This window comes from Spirillospora sp. CA-128828 (genome assembly GCF_050945415.1).
Classification (GTDB): domain Bacteria; phylum Actinomycetota; class Actinomycetes; order Streptosporangiales; family Streptosporangiaceae; genus Spirillospora.
Window position 1 is genome coordinate 665,547 of the sequence record NZ_CP191986.1, and the last position, 19,169, is coordinate 684,715.

The 19,169-nt window shown below is 69.0% G+C and carries 17 protein-coding genes and 2 tRNA genes; 9 read left to right on the top strand and 10 right to left on the bottom strand.

From position 1 onward, the window contains the following. Positions 1–8: 8 nt before the first annotated feature. Positions 9–731: a helix-turn-helix transcriptional regulator gene (locus tag ACQPXG_RS03585; protein WP_433466170.1), complete on the top strand. Its 723-nt coding sequence runs from the start codon at positions 9–11 to the stop codon at positions 729–731. Here ACQPXG_RS03585 and ACQPXG_RS03590 read toward each other — a convergent pair. Beyond that, positions 714–1,367, bottom strand: coding sequence for a TetR/AcrR family transcriptional regulator (locus ACQPXG_RS03590; protein WP_433466171.1), 654 nt, complete (start codon positions 1,365–1,367; stop codon positions 714–716). The genes ACQPXG_RS03585 and ACQPXG_RS03590 overlap by 18 nt on opposite strands. A 94-nt stretch (positions 1,368–1,461) precedes the next feature. Here ACQPXG_RS03590 and ACQPXG_RS03595 point away from each other — a divergent pair, with 94 nt between their 5' ends. Then, positions 1,462–2,499, top strand: coding sequence for a hypothetical protein (locus ACQPXG_RS03595; protein WP_433466172.1), 1,038 nt, complete (start codon positions 1,462–1,464; stop codon positions 2,497–2,499). Between the two features lie 28 nt (positions 2,500–2,527). Here the strand turns inward: ACQPXG_RS03595 and ACQPXG_RS03600 are convergent, their stop codons facing one another. Continuing rightward, a complete protein-coding gene (locus ACQPXG_RS03600) occupies positions 2,528–3,655 on the bottom strand; it encodes a suppressor of fused domain protein (protein WP_433466173.1) in 1,128 nt (375 codons plus the stop codon). 103 nt (positions 3,656–3,758) lie between these two features. Here ACQPXG_RS03600 and ACQPXG_RS03605 point away from each other — a divergent pair, with 103 nt between their 5' ends. After that, entirely contained in the window at positions 3,759–4,382 is a 624-nt protein-coding gene (locus tag ACQPXG_RS03605; RefSeq protein ID WP_433466174.1) for a hypothetical protein, read from the top strand. Positions 4,383–4,554: 172 nt separating this feature from the next. Continuing rightward, positions 4,555–5,232 (top strand): hypothetical protein, encoded by a 678-nt coding sequence (locus ACQPXG_RS03610; protein WP_433466175.1) that lies wholly within the window; start codon positions 4,555–4,557, stop codon positions 5,230–5,232. A 47-nt stretch (positions 5,233–5,279) separates the two neighbouring features. Here ACQPXG_RS03610 and ACQPXG_RS03615 read toward each other — a convergent pair whose 3' ends face one another. The 4 genes from ACQPXG_RS03615 to ACQPXG_RS03630 form a co-directional block, all read right to left on the bottom strand. Then, entirely contained in the window at positions 5,280–7,139 is a 1,860-nt protein-coding gene (locus ACQPXG_RS03615; protein ID WP_433466176.1) for an ABC transporter ATP-binding protein, read from the bottom strand. 154 nt (positions 7,140–7,293) lie between these two features. Further along, positions 7,294–7,830: a hypothetical protein gene (locus tag ACQPXG_RS03620; RefSeq protein WP_433466177.1), complete on the bottom strand. Its 537-nt coding sequence runs from the start codon at positions 7,828–7,830 to the stop codon at positions 7,294–7,296. Positions 7,831–7,981: 151 nt separating this feature from the next. Beyond that, positions 7,982–8,485, bottom strand: coding sequence for a hypothetical protein (locus ACQPXG_RS03625; protein ID WP_433466178.1), 504 nt, complete (start codon positions 8,483–8,485; stop codon positions 7,982–7,984). A 268-nt stretch (positions 8,486–8,753) separates the two neighbouring features. Further along, on the bottom strand, positions 8,754–9,332 hold the full coding sequence (locus tag ACQPXG_RS03630) for a dihydrofolate reductase family protein (protein ID WP_433466179.1): 579 nt from the start codon (positions 9,330–9,332) through the stop codon (positions 8,754–8,756). 588 nt (positions 9,333–9,920) lie between these two features. On the opposite strand from ACQPXG_RS03630, the gene ACQPXG_RS03635 reads away from it, so the two are divergent. Further along, positions 9,921–10,178 (top strand): hypothetical protein, encoded by a 258-nt coding sequence (locus tag ACQPXG_RS03635; protein ID WP_433466180.1) that lies wholly within the window; start codon positions 9,921–9,923, stop codon positions 10,176–10,178. A gap of 233 nt (positions 10,179–10,411) precedes the next feature. On the opposite strand, the gene ACQPXG_RS03640 is transcribed toward ACQPXG_RS03635, so the two are convergent. Together ACQPXG_RS03640 and ACQPXG_RS03645 are read right to left on the bottom strand one after the other, a co-directional pair. Next, positions 10,412–10,488: transfer RNA gene (locus tag ACQPXG_RS03640), tRNA-Phe, on the bottom strand. Between the two features lie 20 nt (positions 10,489–10,508). Next, positions 10,509–10,586, bottom strand: a tRNA-Asp gene (locus ACQPXG_RS03645). A gap of 283 nt (positions 10,587–10,869) precedes the next feature. Here ACQPXG_RS03645 and ACQPXG_RS03650 point away from each other — a divergent pair. From ACQPXG_RS03650 to ACQPXG_RS03660, 3 genes are all read left to right on the top strand, one after another. Further along, positions 10,870–12,291, top strand: coding sequence for an amino acid permease (locus ACQPXG_RS03650; protein ID WP_433466181.1), 1,422 nt, complete (start codon positions 10,870–10,872; stop codon positions 12,289–12,291). A gap of 63 nt (positions 12,292–12,354) precedes the next feature. Beyond that, a complete protein-coding gene (locus tag ACQPXG_RS03655; protein ID WP_433466182.1) occupies positions 12,355–14,007 on the top strand; it encodes an adenylate/guanylate cyclase domain-containing protein in 1,653 nt (550 codons plus the stop codon). Between the two features lie 154 nt (positions 14,008–14,161). Continuing rightward, on the top strand, positions 14,162–15,094 hold the full coding sequence (locus tag ACQPXG_RS03660; protein ID WP_433466183.1) for a glycerophosphodiester phosphodiesterase: 933 nt from the start codon (positions 14,162–14,164) through the stop codon (positions 15,092–15,094). A gap of 14 nt (positions 15,095–15,108) precedes the next feature. Here the strand turns inward: ACQPXG_RS03660 and ACQPXG_RS03665 are convergent, their stop codons facing one another. Beyond that, positions 15,109–15,993, bottom strand: a complete 885-nt coding sequence (locus ACQPXG_RS03665; RefSeq protein WP_433466184.1) for a LysR family transcriptional regulator — start codon at positions 15,991–15,993, stop codon at positions 15,109–15,111. A gap of 192 nt (positions 15,994–16,185) precedes the next feature. Here ACQPXG_RS03665 and ACQPXG_RS03670 point away from each other — a divergent pair, with 192 nt between their 5' ends. Beyond that, positions 16,186–17,508 (top strand): sensor histidine kinase, encoded by a 1,323-nt coding sequence (locus tag ACQPXG_RS03670; RefSeq protein ID WP_433466185.1) that lies wholly within the window; start codon positions 16,186–16,188, stop codon positions 17,506–17,508. Positions 17,509–17,626: 118 nt separating this feature from the next. Here the strand turns inward: ACQPXG_RS03670 and ACQPXG_RS03675 are convergent, their stop codons facing one another. Continuing rightward, positions 17,627–19,063: a Crp/Fnr family transcriptional regulator gene (locus ACQPXG_RS03675; protein ID WP_433466186.1), complete on the bottom strand. Its 1,437-nt coding sequence runs from the start codon at positions 19,061–19,063 to the stop codon at positions 17,627–17,629. Between the last annotated feature and the right edge of the window lie 106 nt (positions 19,064–19,169).

The following is a 19,169-nucleotide window of genomic DNA, read 5'->3' on the forward strand; positions in this document are numbered from 1 at the left end:
TCGGCGGAATGAACCGAACTGCCCGGCTGTACGCGCTGGTGGAGGAACTGCGCGCGGCGGCGCCGCGGCCGCTGACGGTCCCGGCGCTCGCCGCGCGGTTCGAGGTCAGCGCACGCACGGTGCAGCGCGACCTGCAGACACTGATGCAGGCCGGGGTCCCGGTGCGCTCCACGACCGGGCGAGGCGGCGGCTGGTCGATCGACCCGCAGATGACCCTGCCTCCAATCCACCTCACCGCCGGTGAGGCCTCGGCACTCACCGCCGTGCTCGCCGCGGCCGACGCCTCGACCCCCTATGCCGGCGCGGCCCGCACGGCGGCTCAGAAGATCGCGGCCTCGATGGCGGGTCCCGCCTCGGCGGCGGCCCGGGACCTCGCCGCACGGATCGTCACCCTGCCCGCGCGCTGCGACTCCGCGATCCGCGCCGCGGTGGAGCAGGCCCTCGCCGACGGCCTGGTGCTGCGGCTGTCCTATACCGACGCGGCAGGACACGAAAGCGACCGCGTCGTGGAACCGGCCGGACTGCTCACCGCCGGCGGCCGCTGGTACCTCATCGCCTGGTGCCGCACGCGCCGGGCCGGCCGGGGCTTCCGGCTGGACCGGATCGCGGCGGCGGTTCCGACCGGTGAACACGCACAGCCCCATGACCTGACCGAACTGCTCCTCGGCTCGTCCGCCGCCGGCGCAGTGCGACCCACCGCACTGGCCCCACTCTCACTCCCGACGCCGTGAGCCCGCCGGGCTGTTCGTTTCCGCCGCGTCCAATGCGGGAGCGAGCGGCGCGAGCGCGGCGCGAATCAGGTCTGGTAGCGAGCCGGACAGTGTGACGAGCCCACCGGTCGCGGAGGACGCGGGATGCGGTTGTATCCAGCGTTGGAGAGCGACGCGGACGGCGGCGGCGACGCTCGCCGCGAGGACACGGGCGGTGTTCTCGTCGTCGAGGCGGCGAGCGATCGCGTCGGCGAGAGGGTCTTCGATCGTGGTCGCGGTGTTCACGAACGCGTCGCGCAGCATGGGGCGGCTGGTGATCAGCAACAGTTCGTCACGGCCGTGTTCGCCGGGATCGGTGTACTGGTCCACGATCGCCCCGATGACGGCGTCGGCGAGGCGGACATCGGCGGGCCGGGCGGCCACCGCCGCCGCGACCCGCGCCTCCCGTTCGGCGGTGACGGCGGCGACGATCGCCTGTTCGCGGCTGGAGTAGTAGTTGTTGTAGGTGCGTGGTGAGACCCCGGCGGCTTCGGCGATGTCATCGACGCGCACATGCTCCGGCCCGCGCTCCAGCGCCAGCCGGAGCGCCGCCGCGCGCAGCGCCTCCCGGGTGGCCTGCTTCTTCTGCTCGCGCAACCCCGGCCGTCGTGTGGTCACGGTGGCCAGCATTCCATGATTGAGTGCGTGCACGCAAACTTGCGTGCACGCACTTTTCTTCCTACCCTCGGTCCGCGTATCCGAGGAACGGACCATGGAGGAACGAATCGTGCGAGCCAAGGGCATGACGTACGACACCGGCTTCGTCCGGAACGGCAAGATCTCCAGAGAGCGCTTCGATCCGGCGGTGGTCAGGCGTGAGCTGGCCATCATCCGCGATGACCTGCACTGCAACGCCGTTCAGATCACCACCGGTGATCCGGACCGGCTGGAGCTGGCGGCGACGCACGCCGCCGAACTCGGGCTGGAGGTCTGGTTCTCGCCGTACCCGCTGGAGCTCACGGCCGGCGAGATCATGTCGCTGTTCGCCGACTGCGCCGAACGGGCGGAGCGGCTCAGGGAGGCGGGGGCCGAGGTCGTGTTCGTCACCGGCGTCGAACTGACGCTGATGAACAAGGGATTCCTGCCCGGTGACAGCATCGATGAGCGGCTCGGGCTGCTGCTGGGCCGACCCGACCGCGCTGAACGGTTCACCGAGGTCAGCACCCATCTCAACGACTTCCTCGGCGAGGCGGTCGGCATGGTGCGGGAACGCTTCCGAGGCAAGATCACTTACTGCGCCATACCGTTCGAGCGGGTCGACTGGACACGCTTCGACATCACGTCGTTCGAACTCATCCGGGCCGCCGAGGTCGCCGACCAGTTCCAGGACGGCGTACGCAGGCTCGTCGCGGCGGGCAAACCGGTCGCGATCACCGGCTTCGGCGCGTCCACCTACCGTGGCGCGGGTGACAGGGGCGCTCGCGGGATGGAGATCGTCGAGTATGACGAGGACACCGGCGAGCCGATCCGGCTGAACGGCGAGTACGTTCGCGACGAGCCCGGCCAGGCCGCCTATCTGACCGAGGTGCTGGAGATCTTCGACACCGAAGGCGTCGACGGCACCTTCGTCTTCCTCTTCGCGCTCGACGGCTTCCCGCACCGCCCCGACGGTGATCCCCGCGACGACCTCGACCTCGCCAGCCCCGGCATCGTCAAGGTCCTCCAGGACCGGCGCGGCGACACCTACCCCGACATGACGTGGGAACCCAAGGCCGCCTTCACCGCCGTCGCCGAACACTACCGCCGGTGACCACGCGTCGCTCGCCCGAAGTCGAGGATCACCGAGTGACGTCGGTGATCGGGACGCGGTCCGATCCGGTGAGGCGGGCGAGCAGCGCGTCGTTGCCGGTGGCCTTCGCTTCGGCGAGTTCCTCTCGGGTGACGCCCACGGCGGTGATGAACTCGACCTCGCCGTCCGGGGCGTTGATCACGCCCAAGCGCGGGTCGGTGACGAAGACCAGCGCGTTGAGCCTGCTGGTCTTGGGGCCGAGCGGCCCGGCGACACCCATCCGGTGCCCATCGGCGAACGGGTACCCCTCGCCGAACACGTACTCGCTGAGGTTCTGCAGCGTCGCCAGCGCCCAGCCGGGCGGCAGTTCGTCGTCCTCGTCGCGCGGGACGCGCATCGTCAGCTCGAAACCGAGACCGCTCGCACCCGGTTCGGGTTCGACGTCCAAAAGCCCGTCCAGGTCGCTGAAACCCCACGTGACGAGCAGCCAATAGCCGTCCGCGCGGTGCGCGCTCAGCTCTTGGACGCCCTCGCCCAACGGGATGTTGGTCGCCCAGCGCAGCGGCTTGTCATCGGGAAGGTGCGCCTGGAGCGCGGCGGCGATCGCCTCTCGGCTGCCCTCACGCTGTCGGGGGACGCCTCCGTTCAGGTAGGCGTCCATCAGCCCGCCCCAGAACGTGTCCGGCGCGAAAGCGCGCTCGTCACGGGACCTCAGGTCGGCGATGAGCCTCTCGATGTACGGGCGCGTCTTTTCGAGAGGCGCCCCGCCCATCCCCTGCGCGCACAGTTCATTTCGGTACAGGAACTCAACGAACGCCCCAAGCGAGGTGTTGATGGTCTCGGGCTCGGGGGTGGGCACGCCGTCCTCCAGTGCGAGCAGGAAGACATTGCTGCTCTCCAGCTCCACCGTGTAGCGGATCCGGTCGTCGGTACGGCCCTTACCGAGGACCATGAAACGCGCGGCTCGCTCCGGCGTCTCGGCCTCGAAGACCTGCAGGGCATCGAAGGGACCGTTCACGTGCATCGTGAAGAGAATGCCGGCGGTGACCGGCAGGCCGACCTCGGACAGCAGCTCAACGTCCTCCGGCCGGAAGCCGCGCTCCTCGAGCTGGTCGCGGTCGAGCGTGATGACGCCGTCCGTACCGAAGACCCGGACGAGTTCGGAGTTCGTGACCATTGACGGCCCTTTTCACCGGAGACAAGAGACCACCGAGATCGTAGTGCCTCGACCATGCCCGCATGAGGTCGCGGCGGTGTACCTCGGCGGTACGGTTCTCCATATGGAGAGAGTGGACAACATGACAATCAGGCAATCGCTCAATGTGACTGCCGGTGTCTGTTGTCTGGCGATACCGTTCCTCTTCGTTCTGACAGTAATGACCTGGACGGGGGCAGAGAGCGGGTCCTCGTTTCTCGTGTCAAGCGCCGGCTGGGGGCTTGGAACGCTGGCCGTTCTGGTCGTGGTGGGGACGCTGGCGGGCGTGGCGGTGATCGAGCTCGTGATTGGAGGCCGTAACAGGCAGGGACTGGACGGTTATCAAGTGTCCGGCCTGACGGTGAGCGTTGTCGCATGCTTTGTTGGTGGTTTGTTCAATATTCTGGTCTACGCGTTCATGCCTTACACCCTTCTCAACGAGAACGCGGGGTCAGTCTGCGGCGGATCAGGGGGCGTCGGCACATTTCTCTGTCTGCATCGACCAGGCCGGGTACTCGAAGTCCTCGGGCTGACTTTTTCTTCGTTGGCGATCCTGGCATTCGCGGGCCTGTGCTGGGCCGGCACCCGCTCGCGACTGTGCGCGCTCCTGTCCCCGGTGCTCGTCTTCGGCCTGTATCTGTTGGCACTGCGCATGTGGCTGGCTCATGAGGGGCTGGGCGTTCCCGACCGCAACTTGATGGGCGGGTAGTCACCGGGCAAGGGCAGACCGTGACCTGCCTGTGGTTTTTCCTCACTCCGATGCCGGGGACGGTGCAGGAGCATCGCTGCGTCGGGATGCTGCGCCGGGGCGGCGCGCGGCGCGCGGCGCGCGGCAGCCGGGGAGAGTCATGAGTTGGACACGCACACGTCGGGTGGCCACTTTGGCGGCACTCGCCGGATCGATCGCCTCATTGGGCCTGCCCTCGGCGGTCGCCGCAGAGCGGACCGGGAAGACGCCGTCAGGCGACACTACTGCCGCGAAACGGACCGGTAACCCCACGCCACCACCGCCCAGGCTCCCACGAAATTTTCATGGCAGGGGCAAATGGATCGTCCGGGATCTGGGAATCACAGTTCCGTTCACCTGGGCGGGAAGAAACGGTGACAGCCAGATGGTCGCGGGAGGCCCGCGCTACCCGATCTGGTTCACGAACCTCATCTACCGGAACTCGCTCTACACGCTGACCTATAAATGGCCCGGCCTCAACGATCACGAATGCTCGCGCATCCCAGGGTTCAACCTGGACACTCTGAACCAGAAGCTCAGGACGGCGCGGTTCGTCGGGCCGGAGGTCCTGCAGCGGAATCCGCAACGCCAGGTGAATCACTGGAGGGTCGGTGTCGTCGTTCCGCAGCTGCCTCCGGGGAAATTCCTTCGGTTTCCGCTCGCACTCGGCGACATCTACATCGATCAACGGAACCCCGCGACCTTCTGGCAGGTCCTCCAATTCGGCGTTCAGAACCTTTACGACCCTGAACTGGACGAGTGGCTCGTGATGAACACGTTCGAGCACACCCCGGGAAGAGTCACTCTCCCCGACCGGTGCCCACGGCCATAGTGACGGTCGCTGCGTGCGGTCGATGGCCGGTTACGGCGCGCGGCGCGTCAGCCGATCGCCGACTGTGATCTCCGGTCATGCTGGGCGGCGTCCGGGGCGTCCGGAATGGTCTCCTCGGTGAGGAAGCCGCCGGACTGGTGGTGCCAGAGGCGGGCATAAGCCCCCTTGGCCTGGAGGAGTTCTCCGTGGGAGCCCTCTTCGAGGACGCGGCCGTGGTCGAGGACCACCAGGCGGTCCATGCGGACGACCGTGCTCAGGCGGTGCGCGACGACCAGTGCGGTGCGGTCGCGCATCAGGTGCCACAGGGCCTCCTGGACGAGAAGTTCGCTCTCGGAGTCCAGGGCGCTGGTGGCCTCGTCCAGTAGCAGGATCGGGGCGTCCCGGAGGATGGCGCGGGCGAGCGCGACGCGCTGCCGCTGACCGCCGGAGAGCTTGACGCCTCGCTCGCCGACCAGCGTGTCGAACCCGTTCGGAAGGCTGTCGATGAACTCGGTGACGTGTGCCGCCCGCGCGGCTTGGAGGATCTCGGTTTCGGTGGCACCCGGCCGGGCGAAGGCGATGTTGTCGTGCACCGACCGATGGAACATCGCGGGTTCCTGCGGGACGTACGCGATCAGGTTGCGCAGGTCGCTCTGGCGTAGCCGCGCGATGTCCTGGCCGCCCACGAGGATCCGGCCGCCGTCGACGTCCATGAGGCGCAGCAGCAGCCGGGTGAGGGTCGTCTTGCCGCCACCGGACCGGCCCACCAGGCCGATCTTGGCGCCGCTGGAAATCTCCAGGTCGAGTCCGTCGAACAGGGGCGGGCCGTCGCCGTGCGCGAAAAACACCCGGTCGAAGCGGACCGCCGCGTCCACCGGACGCAACGGCTGCGGGTCGGGCGGGTCGACGACGGTCGGCGGGGTCAGGAGCAACTCGGTGAACTGCGCGGCTTCGGTAAGCGTGCTCTCCACCCGCCGGTAGACCTGGTTGAACTCGAACATGATCCGGGTCGCGTTGGTGTAGTAGGAGAACGTCACCACGATGGCCTCCACGCCGAGTCCGCCGCGGAGCGCCACCGCGGCCAGCAGACCCAGCGCGCTGGTCAGGATCGACATCGGGGCGACGATCGTGTCCACCCGCAGGTTGCCGTAATCCCAGGAGCGCAGCGACAGGCGGTACTGCTCGGCGATCCGGCCACGGAACTCGGTGGCCTCCCGCTCCTCGGCGGCGAACGCACGGACCGTCTCCATGTTGGTGAGCACGTCGGCGACGTGGCCGGACACTCGCACCTTGGCGGCCTCGCGCTCGTCCACCAGCATCTGCCGGCGGCGGATGAACGGGCTGACGACGAATCCGGTGACGACGATCAGTCCCACCAGGACGACGACCAGGAGCGGGTGATATCGCCACAGGATCACCGAGGCGAAGGACAGCGGGATCACGTTCGCCATGATCGAGAAAGTGAGAGTGTCGGCGAAGTTTTCGAACCCGCCGGAGAAACTCAGTATCCGTTTGGTCAGTGAACCGGCGAAGTTCTCGTGGAAAAAGGCGGTGTCTTTGGCGAGCAGCTCATCCATGCCGACGATTCCGAGCTGCTCGATGCCTCGGCCGTCCGTCCGGTTGAGGAAGTGGAGACCCCCTCGCCACAGCACCTCCCCCGCCAGCATCAGACCGGCGAAGGCAAGGACGTAGGGCAGGAGCGCGACGACGTCGCTTTCCCCGCCGTCGGCCAGGTGCCCCACCAGAGCGGCCACCACCAGCGGTGTCAGGTAGAACAGGCAGGTGTTCCCGAGCGCCGGGAAAGTCATCGCCGGCAGCGAGACCCGCCACTGACGGCGCAGCACATCGCCGTAATAGCGCAGGGCGAGCAGAACCGCTCGCTGCCGGGGCGACCGGCCGTCCCTGGAGCCACCTCGTACTCCTAGCACAGCCAACCGCCTTCCCGCTCCGCTGCCTTTCCCATGCTGCCTCAGGCAGTCCGGGAAAGGCGAACGTATTTCTCGGGCGCATCGGGCGATCACGCGGCATCTTGGCCGTGGCCCCCGCCTTTGGGGAAGGAGCGGAGGCCATGCCCTGCGTCGATCAGGCGTTGCAGTCGCCGTCCGTGGCCACCCACCAGACGGGATACCAGTTGGCGGATTTGAAGGCCCAGGAGGTTTCGGACGCAATGGCAGGGGCGTCATAGCACGCGATCAAGTCGCCGATCACGCCTCCGTCGAACGTCATCGCGTCCACGCCGCCGATCTGGTTGTTGATGATCCACTGAAGACTGCTGTTGTAGTTGAAGTCGTAGACCTTGTAGGACCTCTCCTCGTACAACCTGAAGATGTACCAGTAGTTCCTCGCGCTCGTCTGGTTCGAGAGGACGTACAGGCAGACGTAGGCCTTGGGGCATCCGGGCAGGTAGCCCCGCGATTCCTCACCACGCGGCCGGTCCATCTTCTTCCATGGCCCCGAGACGCCCTCGACCTTCGGTTCACCTCCAGGACCAATGTACGGATCGGCGTAGGCGCTCGGCGCGACGGCGATCGTTGCGAGCAGCAAGGTGAATGCCGCGACAAGAGTTGCGGCGAACCTTCCTTTCTTGCTCCCGGCCGCCGGGACCCCTCGTCTTGGCATTTGCACGGCTCTCCCTCGGTGCGGAGCGTACGGTGCGGGCCCACTCAGCCAAACAGCCGGCAGCTTCACAATGGCTTCAGATCAGCTTCATCACTGATCAAGGCCCGAACTTCAGAGGACTCCCCGTCGGGTGGTCGTGCAAGGCCCTGACTCAGCCGCGTGCGGCCCACTCGCGTAGGACGTCCTCGGCCTCGGCCAGGCACTCGTCGGCGGTACGGATCCCGTCCCTTTCCAGGTCGGCTACCAGGCCGGCCGAGTACTCGGCGAGGGAAGTGATCAGCTCGACGACGGTGACCTCTCCCCGGCCGACGAGGTCTCCCATCACGGCGAAGAAAGGCCGCTGCGGGTCGGGGTCGAAGAGGGCCCGCATGATCTCAGGGACATGCCCGGCGAAGTCCGGTGTGTGTCTCGGGAGGAGTTCGAGGAAGTCGGTCACCGAGCCGCCGCGTGCCGCCGCCCAACCCTCGGTCACCGCGCCCGCGGCAGCGGCCGTGCCGACAGCGAGATTCGCGATTCCGGCTTCGCCCTCCGCGCTGTCCCGGACGGCCTCGATGATCTGGCTGACAGGAGTCGGGCCTTCTCCCGTGGCGCCCGAGTCTCGCGGGAGGGTAGCCCGTATGAGTGGAATGACGGCGTTCTGACTGTCCAACTGCATGGAGATCATTCTGGCAAACGCAGCCCGGCCGGTTCGGCCACCTTCTCCAGAGCATGACCCGGGCAGCCTGCAGACCAGGCCCATGACCGCGTATGCGCTGGCCTAGGGCTTCATGGAACTCGGAGAAGCCCCCCGTCATCAGAGGCCAAGCGGACCGGGGACCGCAGGACCGGCCAGACAACGGGCGACCGCGCCTCATCGTCCAAGAGGCCGCCTCTGGCCCTACTCGCGGCTGAGTCACCCACACCAACGCAAGCCACCGTGTCGTTCACCTGGCTGAACCGTAGATGAGGCTCACCAGGCCGTCCGGCAACTGCTCGACCCTCAGGAGTTCCAGTCCGTGCCGCTGCTGCGTCCCCGAGAAGAGGGCCTTTCCCTTCCCGGCGATGAGCGGGTAGACGATGAGGCGGAGTTCGTCCACCAGCCCGGCGTCGATCAGGCTGGCGGTGATCTGAGCGCCGCCCATCAGGTAGATGTCCTTGCCGGGCTGCTCCTTGAGCGCGGCGATCTCGTCGAGGTCGCGCAGAAACGAGGTGTTCGGCCACTGCGCCGACTCCATGGTGCTCGACAGCACGTAGTGCGGGGTCCGCGCGGCGAAGCGCGCCCAGGCCAGCTCACCCGGCGTGGGCGGCCGGCCGGTGATCCAGTGGTCCCCCTCGGGCTCGTTCTGGATCGCGGTCCAGTACGACTCGTAGCCCCCGTACATCCCTGCGCCGAGCAGGCACGCGTCCACCTGCGCGGTCAGGTCGTAGTCGTCGGACCAGGCCGCCACCCAGTCCGCGTAGCCTTCCGGGCCTTCCGTCTTGCCGTCGACGGAGATCTTCATCGCTGCGATGAGCTTGCGCATGTCACGCCTCCTGCGTTCGTTGGTAGGTCACCCCACCGACGAACGGCCGCCGGAGAAATCGACAGCCCACCGGAGAGACTTCAGCTAGCCCTGAACTCGGCCAGCCTGCGGAGAGGAAACGCCGCTCGCTGTCGGTGACCGCCAGGTCCAGCGCCTGGTGGTAGGCCGCCGCGACCTCGTCGGTACGGTCCAGACGGCGGAGCAGATCGGCCCAGGCGGCCGGCAACAGGGATGTCGACGGACCGATCGCTCCCTTCGGAGGGCACAGCCTAGATCGTTCCGTCCCGGTTGACGCGTTGAGTCAGGCGGCACAAAGATCATCATCCATGGGATGGAACACATCAGCATTGTTCGTGCGCGACCGGTCCGTGGACGACGTCGTGAACAGCCTGCCGGACGTCGTCGACTACTTGCCGTGCGATGAGCGTGTGAGCGCCGACTTTGCGTGGTCGCAGTCTCCCGGTGAGCGCCTCTAACTGGCCGACAACGGTGGGTGGTGCCAGATGTGGGATCCGGACCAGCGGCTCCCTCTCAATGTCGACCGGTGGCTGGCCATGGACGTTCTCGAAACGCTGAGGGAGGCAGGCCTTGGCCGTCGCGTTCTCCAGCGTGATGAGCACCTATGCCCTGTGGTTCTACGATGACGCCGAGTTGGTCCGCCATGTTTGGTTCGAGAACGGCAAGGCCACGACGGAGACCGGTGACCCGCTGCCATCGGAATCGGGTGCCGAGATTCCTTCCTGGGGCCCGGACGAGGATTCCCTCTGGCATGTGATCAAGGGCACTACCGGCCTGAAGCCGGATCTCGATCAGATCTTTACGGTTTTCGAGGTCGAAGACTCCTGATGGCGTGGTCTGGATGGGACCTGGGCAAGTAGAGAATCGACAAGGAAGTTGCCGCGCGGATCGAGTCGAGCGCGGTCAGGAATCCTGACTCAGATGGCGCACGCTCACGATGGCGGCTGATTCTCCGCACGTATTCCGCACGGCCACTCGCAAACCGTCCGGGACAGCCGGACGGACAAGAACGGCCCCTGACCGCACAAGCGCCGGTCAGGGGCCGTTCTTTGCTGCTTGGGTGGTGGGCAGGGGCGGGGTCGAACCGCCGACCTTCCGCTTTTCAGGCGGACGCTCGTACCGACTGAGCTACCTGCCCAGGACGCGCGTCGGCGCGTCTGGCGGTCCTGACGGGATTTGAACCCGCGGCCTCCACCTTGACAGGGTGGCGAGCACTCCTAGCTGCTCCACAGGACCTTGCTGCTCCGAGCCTATCGGCTCGGGAGGGGTGTCGCGGCCGGGTGTCCGGCGCTTGGCGACGTCCGAGAGCATACGCGATGGCCGAGGAGGTCGCCAACTCGATTACCCGGGGCGGGGCGGGGGCAAGATCGTAACGGAGAGATACCGGGCCGATACCGGATGGGCGGGTGTGTATCGCGTTTGTGGTTGGGGCTCCTAGTCTGTCCGGGTTGCGCGACTGTGCGTGATCGGAGGGTGACGCCCGCCCGCGAGGGGCGGCATGAAATGTGAGGGAGGCCGCGTGGTCGCAAAGCTCCCAGACCAGAGCGCGGAGGACTACCAGCGCGGGCTTGGCACCCGCCAGATCCAGATGCTGGCCATCGGCGGGACGATCGGGACCGGGCTGTTCCTCGGTGCCGGTGAGAACATCGCCAAGGCCGGGCCGGGCCTGATCCTGACGTACGCCGTGGCGGGGCTGGCGCTGTTCTTCGTCATGCGGGCGCTCGGTGAGCTGCTCACGTACCGCAGGGCGGAGGGTGGGTTCGCCGGGTATGCCCGGGAGTTCCTGGGGCCGTTCTGGGGTTACGCCACGACCTGGACGTACTGGATCATCTGGGTGACGACCGGCATGGCGGAGCTGACCGCGGCCGGCAAGTACATCCAGAAGTGGTGGCCGGAGGTCGAGCAGTGGCAGACGGCGCTGGTCGCGCTGGTGGTCCTGTTCGTGGTGAACCTGATCTCGGTCAAGCTCTTCGGCGAGCTGGAGTTCTGGTTCGCGATGATCAAGGTCGCGGCGATCGTGATGATGATCCTGGTCGGGCTCGGTGTGCTGATCTTCGGGTTCAGTGACGCCGGGGAGACGGCGCGGGTCGGGAACCTGTGGGACCACGGTGGTGTCTTTCCCGAGGGGTACAGCGCCACGATCATGACGCTCCAGATGGTGATGTTCGCCTACCTCGGCGTCGAGCTGGTGGGCGTGACGGCGAGCGAGGCGAAGGATCCGGAGAAGAACATCCCGCGGGCGATCAACGCGCTGCCGCTGCGGTTCGCGCTGTTCTACCTGGGGTCGCTGCTGGTCATCCTGGCCGTGGTGCCGTGGACGGCGTTCAAGGGCGGGGCGAGCCCGTTCGTGCTGGCGTTCGACAAGATCGGCATTCCGGGCGGCGGGGACATCGTCAACTTCGTGGTGCTGACCGCGGCGCTGTCGTCCTGCAACGCGGGCGGGCTCTACTCGACGTCCCGGATGCTGCGGACGGCCGGCGTCAACGGGGACGGCCCGAAGGCGCTCGGACGGCTGAACGGGCGCGGGGTCCCCATGCTGACGGTGGTCATCTCCGCGCTGGTCATGGGGATCGGCGTGATCGTCAATGCCGTGGTGCCGGAGAAGGCGTTCGAGTACATCACGTCCGTGTCGACCGGCGGCGCCCTGCTGGTGTGGACGGTCATCCTCGTCGCGCACATGATCTACCGGCGCCGGTCGAGTGCCGGGGAATTGCCCAAGTCGCCCTACCGGATGCCGTGGGCGCCGTACACGAACTGGGTGGTGCTGGCGTTCTTCGCGTTCGTCACCGTGACGATCGCCTGGGAGGCCGACACGCGGATCGCGCTGTACGTGATGGCGATCTGGGTGGTTCTCATCCTGATCGGCTGGCCGTTCGTCCGGCGCGCCTCGCAGGGCGAGCGCGTGCGGGTCGCCGTGGCAGAGGAGAGCACCAGCGCCTGAGCGCGCGCCGGCGCCTGCCGTGGGATGATCCCTCATGGCGGTTCCATCCCTCCGGAGGCGCGCATGACCAGCATGCTCGAGATCCGAGTGCGGTGGGTCCTGCTGGTCGTCGTGAGCGTCGCGAACGTGGTCGGCTCGCTGGTCGTGCTGCTGTTCGCGACGTTCGTCGTCCCCGATCCGCCGCTGGACGACCGCGACTACGTGCATCTGGTGAACGCGGTGGCGTTCTTCGGCTATCCCGTGGTCGCGGCGCCGGCGGCGCTGCTCTGCGGGCTCTGGCTGTGGCGGCCGGTCGTCACGTTCGTCCGGGACGGGGGAGACCCCGACCGGCGGCAGCGGCGGGCCGTGCTGCTCGGGCCGCTCCGGCTGACGCTGCTCATCGGCGCGCTGTGGACGGTCGGCGCGCTCGGCTGGGCGGGGCTCGACCTCGTCCTGTTCACCGGGCGCCTCGCCGTGAAGACGGGCCTGACGTGCCTGCTCGGCGCGGCCACGACCTGCACGATCGTCTACCTGCTGTCGGAGCGGCTGCTGCGGCCGGCGGCGGCGCTGGTGCTGGGGGCGGAACGTCCGAAAAAGCATCGGCTGCCCGGGGTGACGACGCGGCTGATGCTCGCGTGGGCGCTCGGGACGGCGATCCCGGTGTTCGGGCTGATCTGCGTGGCGATCGCCGCGCTGGCCGCGCCCGACATCAACGTCACCCAGCTGGCGATCACCATCCTCGGTCTCGGCGGCGCCGCGTTGATAGCCGGGGTCTATGTCCTCTACATGGCGACGCAGGCGATCGCCGACCCGATCAAGTCGGTCCGCAGGGGAATGGCGCAGGTCGAGCGGGGTGATCTCCGCGCCGAGGTCGAGGTGTACGACGCGAGCGAGGTCGGGCAGCTGCAGGCCGGCTTCAACCACATGGTCGCGGGGCTCCGCGAGAACGAGCGGCTGCGCGACCTGTTCGGACGGCATGTCGGCGAGGAGGTCGCCGACCTGGCGCTGGAGCGCGGCGCCATCACGCTCGGCGGCGAGACGCGCGAGGTGGCGGTGCTGTTCGTCGACCTGACGGGTTCCACGAAGCTGGCCGACACGCGCAGCCCGGACGAGGTCGTCGGCCTGCTCAACCGGTTCTTCGGCGTCGTGGTGAGCGTCGTGGCGGCGCACGGCGGCTGGATCAACAAGTTCGAGGGGGACGCGGCGCTCGCGATCTTCGGGGCGCCGACGCAGCTGGAGGACTCGGCCGGCGGCGCGCTGGGCGCGGCCCGCGAGCTGGCGGTGCGGCTGCGCGCCGAGGTGCCGATGCTGGACGCGGGGATCGGCGTGTCCGCGGGCCCGGTCGTCGCCGGTTACATCGGCGCCGAGGAGCGGTTCGAGTACACGGTGATCGGCGACCCGGTGAACGAGGCGGCCCGCCTCAGCGACCTCGCCAAGGAGGCGGACGGGCGGGTCCTCGCCTCCGCGGCCGTCCTCGACCTGGCGCACCTCGCCGAGTCCGGCGAGTGGGACGTCGGCCGGTCGGTGACCCTGCGCGGGCGGAGCCGCCCGACCCGGCTGGGCACGCCCCGCCGTCATGAGGTTTCCGCACCCAGGCCGGGGCCCGGTTCGTCCATCAGCCGGTTGCCGCGGCCGCTGCGGCGCAGCCGGAGGCTGCTGCTCGGCGCGTTGATCCTGTCCAGGGCGGCCAAGAGCACACGTGCCGCGGATCCGGACAAGCCGGACGACGTCGGGTAGCCGTTCGCCGAAACCGCCGTGTCTGACTCGTCCCGGACCCGGCCGGATGCGTATCGTCGCCGACTGTACACGGTCTGCTATCGGCCCGTAACTTCGGTGTCACCGGACGATCCGAGGGTTGGGGCGGACAGCCCCGGCTCCCGAGAGGTGACTGATGCACCGACGGAATCGTCTCGCCCTCACCGCCGTCCTGACGACGGTGGCGATCACCGTCCCGGCGACGGCCGCCGACGCCGAACCCCGCCCGATCCGGTCCCTGCTGCCCATAGCCCCCGGACCGCGCCCGAGCACGACCGCCGTCCAGGACGATGATGTCCTCAACGTCGCGCACCGCGGCGCCTCCGCGTACGCGCCGGAGAACACCCTCGCCGCGTTCAGGCTCGCCAAACCCAGGCACGCGGACATGTTCGAGCTGGACGTCCAGGAGACCAGGGACCACCAGCTCGTGATCATGCACGACGCCACGCTGAGCCGGACGACGAACGTCGAGGACCTCTACCCGGACCGCAGGCCCTGGAAGGTCGCCGACTTCACCCTCGCCGAGATCGAGCGACTGGACGCGGGGTCGTGGTTCGCGGCGAAGTACGAGGGCGAGCGCGTCCCGACGCTGGACCGGGTGCTGACCGCGATGCGCGGGAAGGGCCTCGGCCTCCTGCTGGAGATCAAGAACCCGGCGCTCTACCCCGGGATCGAGAGGCGCATCGCCGCGGCGCTGCGGCGCTCGCCGTCCTGGCTGCGGTACGACCCGCGCGAGCGGCGCCTCGTCGTCCAGTCGTTCGACTGGGAGTCGGTGCGCCGCTTCCACGCCGTCCTGCCCCGGGTGCCGACCGGCCTGCTCGGCACCCCGAAGGCGGCCGACCTGCCGAAACTCGCGACCTACGCCGACCAGATCAACCCCACGTTCGGCGACCTGACCGAGTCCTACGTCGACGACGTGCACGACGCCGGGATGGACCTGCTCACCTGGACGGTCAACGACCCCGAGGACATGGAGAAGGCCGCCGACCTCGACGTGGACGGGATCATCACCAACAAACCGGACGTCCTCCACAACGTCCTCGACGACTCGGACGAACGAGCCGCCTGACCGGGAAAGGCCGGTCAGGGGGACAGACGCCGGCGGGCACGGGCGATCAGGGCCCGTGCCGCCGGGCTGCGCGGGCCCTCGGCGCGCCAGGCGAGCGCGATGCGCCCGCTCAGCCTCGGCCGGACGATCGGCATGGCGTGCAGGTCGTCCGGCAGGCCGCGGGCGGCGGACTCGGGCAGCACCGCCACGCCGAGGCCGTGCGCGGCGATCTGCGCCACCACGGGCGGTTCGCCGGCCTCGAACGCTATGCGCGGGTGGAGGCCGGCGTCCGCGAAGGCTCCGTCCAGGACGGCCCGCAGCCCGCTCCCCTTGGGCAGGCAGATCAGGTCCTCGTCGGCGAGCGCCCGCAACGGGATCGTGGACCGCCGCGCCAGCGGGTGCCCGTGGGTCACGGCGGCGAAGAGGTCCTGCTCGATGACGACCCGGGTCGCGATGCCCTCGGGCGGTTCGGCGCCGAGGCTGAGGAACGCGAGGTCGATCCGTCCGGTGTGGAGTCCGTCCGTCAGCGTGGCGGTGTCCTCCTGGATGACCGTGATCTCCACGTTCGGATGGTCGCGGTGGAAACCGGCCAGCATGCCGGGAAGGTCGAGAGACCGGATCCAGTCGATGGTGCCGATCGTGGCGTGTCCGCGGAGCAGGCCGGTCAGCTCGTCCACCGACAGCCGCGCGCCCTCGACCGCGGCGAGCGCGGCGCGCGCGAAGGGCAGGACGGCGGCGCCTACCTCGGTCAGCCGGACGGTCCGCCCGGACCGGTCGAGCAGCGGCTGCCCGAGCTCCCGTTCCAGCTGCCGGATCTGGGCGCTCACGCCGGGCTGGGCGACGTGCAGCCGGGCGGCCGCCTTGGTGAAGCTCGCCTCTTCGGTGACGGCCACGAAGTACTCAAGCTGGCGGAGCTCCATAACCGGACATGCTAGCTACGCGCCCGTCCAGCGCCCGGGCTTCTGCCGGACCGCCGGACCCGGCAACCATTTCTTTGGCTTCTCTTGGGTGCGTCACCACTGTTCGGAGGACTGATTCCGGCCTGGGCGGTGATTACCTCACCTGCGGGAGGTCGGGTGAACGGACGGCGCACATGGTCCATACGGGTGCGGATGACCGTGATTGCCGGAACGGTCGCCGCCCTGATCTGCGCCATCCTCACCGCCCTGATCATCGTCGGGCTGCGCGGCAGCGCGGCCGAGTACAAGCGGAACCAGGCCGAGTCCTCGGCGCTGAAGGTCACCTACGAGGTCAGGCTGGGGCCGGTGCGGGGCGAGCTCAGCGCGCCGGAGGACGTCGCTCTCCAGCTCCTCGACGACAGGCGCAAGGTCGTCGCCGGCACGCGCGACATGCTGGAAGCCCCGCCGGTCGCCCGTTTCCTCCCGCGGAGGTCCGACGTCTACCGGACGAAGGTGCTCTGCCCGCCGCGCGGGCTCAAGGGCTGCAGGTGGGTGATCGCCTTCCGCGTCTACCAGCCCGAGGGCGACTGGGTCGTGTACGCGGTCATCCCCACCACGCCCTGGTATGTCAGCTCCAGCCTGCTGCTCTTCCTGACCAGCCTGTCCCTGCTGGTGGTGCTGCTGGTGTGCTTGCGCGCCTGGGGCACGGTGGACCAGACCCTCGCCCCGGTGGACGCGATCCGGGCCGAGCTGGCGGAGATCACCGCCCACCAGTCGGGCCGCCGCGTGACGGTGCCGGAGAACCGGGACGAGATCAGGCGGCTGGCGGAGGCCGCGAACGCGACACTCGACCGCCTCGACGGCGCCCTCGAACGGCAGCGCAGCTTCACCTCCGACGCGTCCCACGACCTGCGCAGCCCGATCGCCGCCGCGCGCGCACAGATCGAGGAGGCGCTGCTGTATCCGGACGAGGTCGACTGGCCGCAGACCGCGCGGACCGTCCTGCAGAGCCTCGAACGGCTGCAGGCGATCGTGACGGACCTCCTGCAGCTGGCCCGCCTGGACGCGGCCGCCTGGCAGGACATCGAGATGATCGATCTCGGCGCCCTGGTCACGATCGAGGTGGCGAGGTCCGACCGGACGAAGCGGATCGTCCCGCACCTCCAGGACGGGGTGACGGTGCTCGGCGACCGGCTCCGGCTCGTCCGGCTGCTGACGAACCTGCTGGACAACGCGGAGCGGCATGCCGAGTCGCGAGTCGACATCACCGTCGCCCGGGAGGACGGTGTCGCGGTGCTGGAGGTCCTCGACGACGGCGAGGGCGTGGCCGAGAACGCCCGCGACCTCGTCTTCCAGCGTTTCGCCCGGCTGGAGGACAGCAAGCTCCGCGACCCCGCGGGCACCGGCCTCGGCCTGCCCATCGCCCGGGAGATCGCCCGGCTGCACGGCGGCACCCTCACCATCGAGGACAGCGCCCGCGGCGCCAGGTTCGTCCTGCGGATGCCGCGAAACCACAACGGCCCCCCGGCCACCTGACCCGAGGCGTCCGAGGAGGGGTGCGCCGGGTGCCGGACGCGAGAAACCCCGCGGCGGTGAGGCACGCGGGGTCGTGGGCTGAGGGGCGGCCCGTGCGGGGGACGGGCCGGGCCGCCGGTCAGATCGCCGGCAGGGCGGGCTGGCCGTGCAGGCGGATCCAGCCCTCGACGTCCGATTCCTTCACCCGGCAGCTGATCCGCTCGTACGCGGCGGCGCTCACATGGAAGGGGCCGGGGACGATCACCGAGTCGTAGACGAACCGGGACGCGATGACGCCGAGGTCGGCGCCGGTCGCGGCGAGCCTGGCCTTCAGCGGGGGCGCGTCGAGGAGACGGGCCGTCGTGATGATCGACGAACCGGACACGCCGGGCGGGTCGGGCATCACCGGGCCGACGTTCACCGCGACCCTGAGCTGGACGCGGACGGCCCCGCTCGACCCGCGGTTGTGCCGTCCCAGCCGCGTACCGAGCGACTCCAGCATCGGGTCGATCACGGCGCCCGTGGGCACCTCGGCCGGGACGACGATGAGCGCGCCGTCGCCGCGGTCTTCGACGTGGCAGGCACTCCAGGGGACGGTGGCGTCCTCGAACGCCTCTCTGAGGGCGCGGTACATGGCATGGCGCACGTCGATGCGGTCCACGTCGTTGCGTTCGGGCGAGCTGAACCGGGCGACGTCGGTGTACACGATGGTGCAGTTCTGGCCCGCCCATGACCGGTCCTCGCGGGACGCGAGGTTCATGGGCTGGGTCGGCTGTTCGCAGGAGGGCACCACGACTCCCTCCAGCGAGCGTCCCGGAGCAGCGGCATGGCTCGGCCTGGTGCGGGCCGGCACGGTGGGCGAGGGGGCGGACGCGCCGGCTCGTTCCATGGCGTACGCCGCGCCTCCGGCGCGCGGATCGGGCATCGTGTACGAGCCGGTGACCGTGAACGGGCCGGCCATCGCGTAGTGGTAGTGCGGAAGGACCTCCACGTAAGCCGTCGCGTACTGCTGCGGCGGCCCGTACTGCGCGGCCGGGCCGTACGGGTGCGTCGCGCCGGCGGCGTACTGGACCTGCTCCGGAGGCTGCGCGGAGTTCTGCTGCTCCGTCATCCGCTCGTAGACCTCGCGCTCCAGGACGGCGACGACGCGCGGGTGGTCGCTCAGGTAGGTGACGAACTCCTGCGTGGTCAGGAGCAGCGCGTGCAGGGTGCCCATCGCGACGACGGTGGCCGAGCGGCGGCGCAGCAGCAGCGCGGCACGCTCACCGATGATGTCGCCCGGGCCCCGGAACGCGACGAACCGCTCGCGTCCGCCGCGTTCCACGGAGATCCGCACCGAGCCCGACTTGATCACGATGGTGGTGTCGGCCGCCTGGCCCTCGGCCCACAGGACCGTGCCGACCGGGTAGACGACCTCTCGTGCGGACGCGAGGAACGCGGCCCGTTCGATGGTGGTGAGCTGCTCCCAGAACCCGGCCTGCCGGTCGGACACGGCCGGCCGCAGGGTCCGCGGCGGCGACACGATCCCGGCGGGGACGATCTGGTCCGGGTCGTGGTGGCGGGCGTGTTCGTTCATCGGACCACCCGCTCTGAGCTCGGTGTTCCGGGAAGGTGCGCGCCCGTGGGGTTCGCGGGGTGGACGGCGACGGTAGGGGAAGTGATCTGCTGTACTGACATGTCAG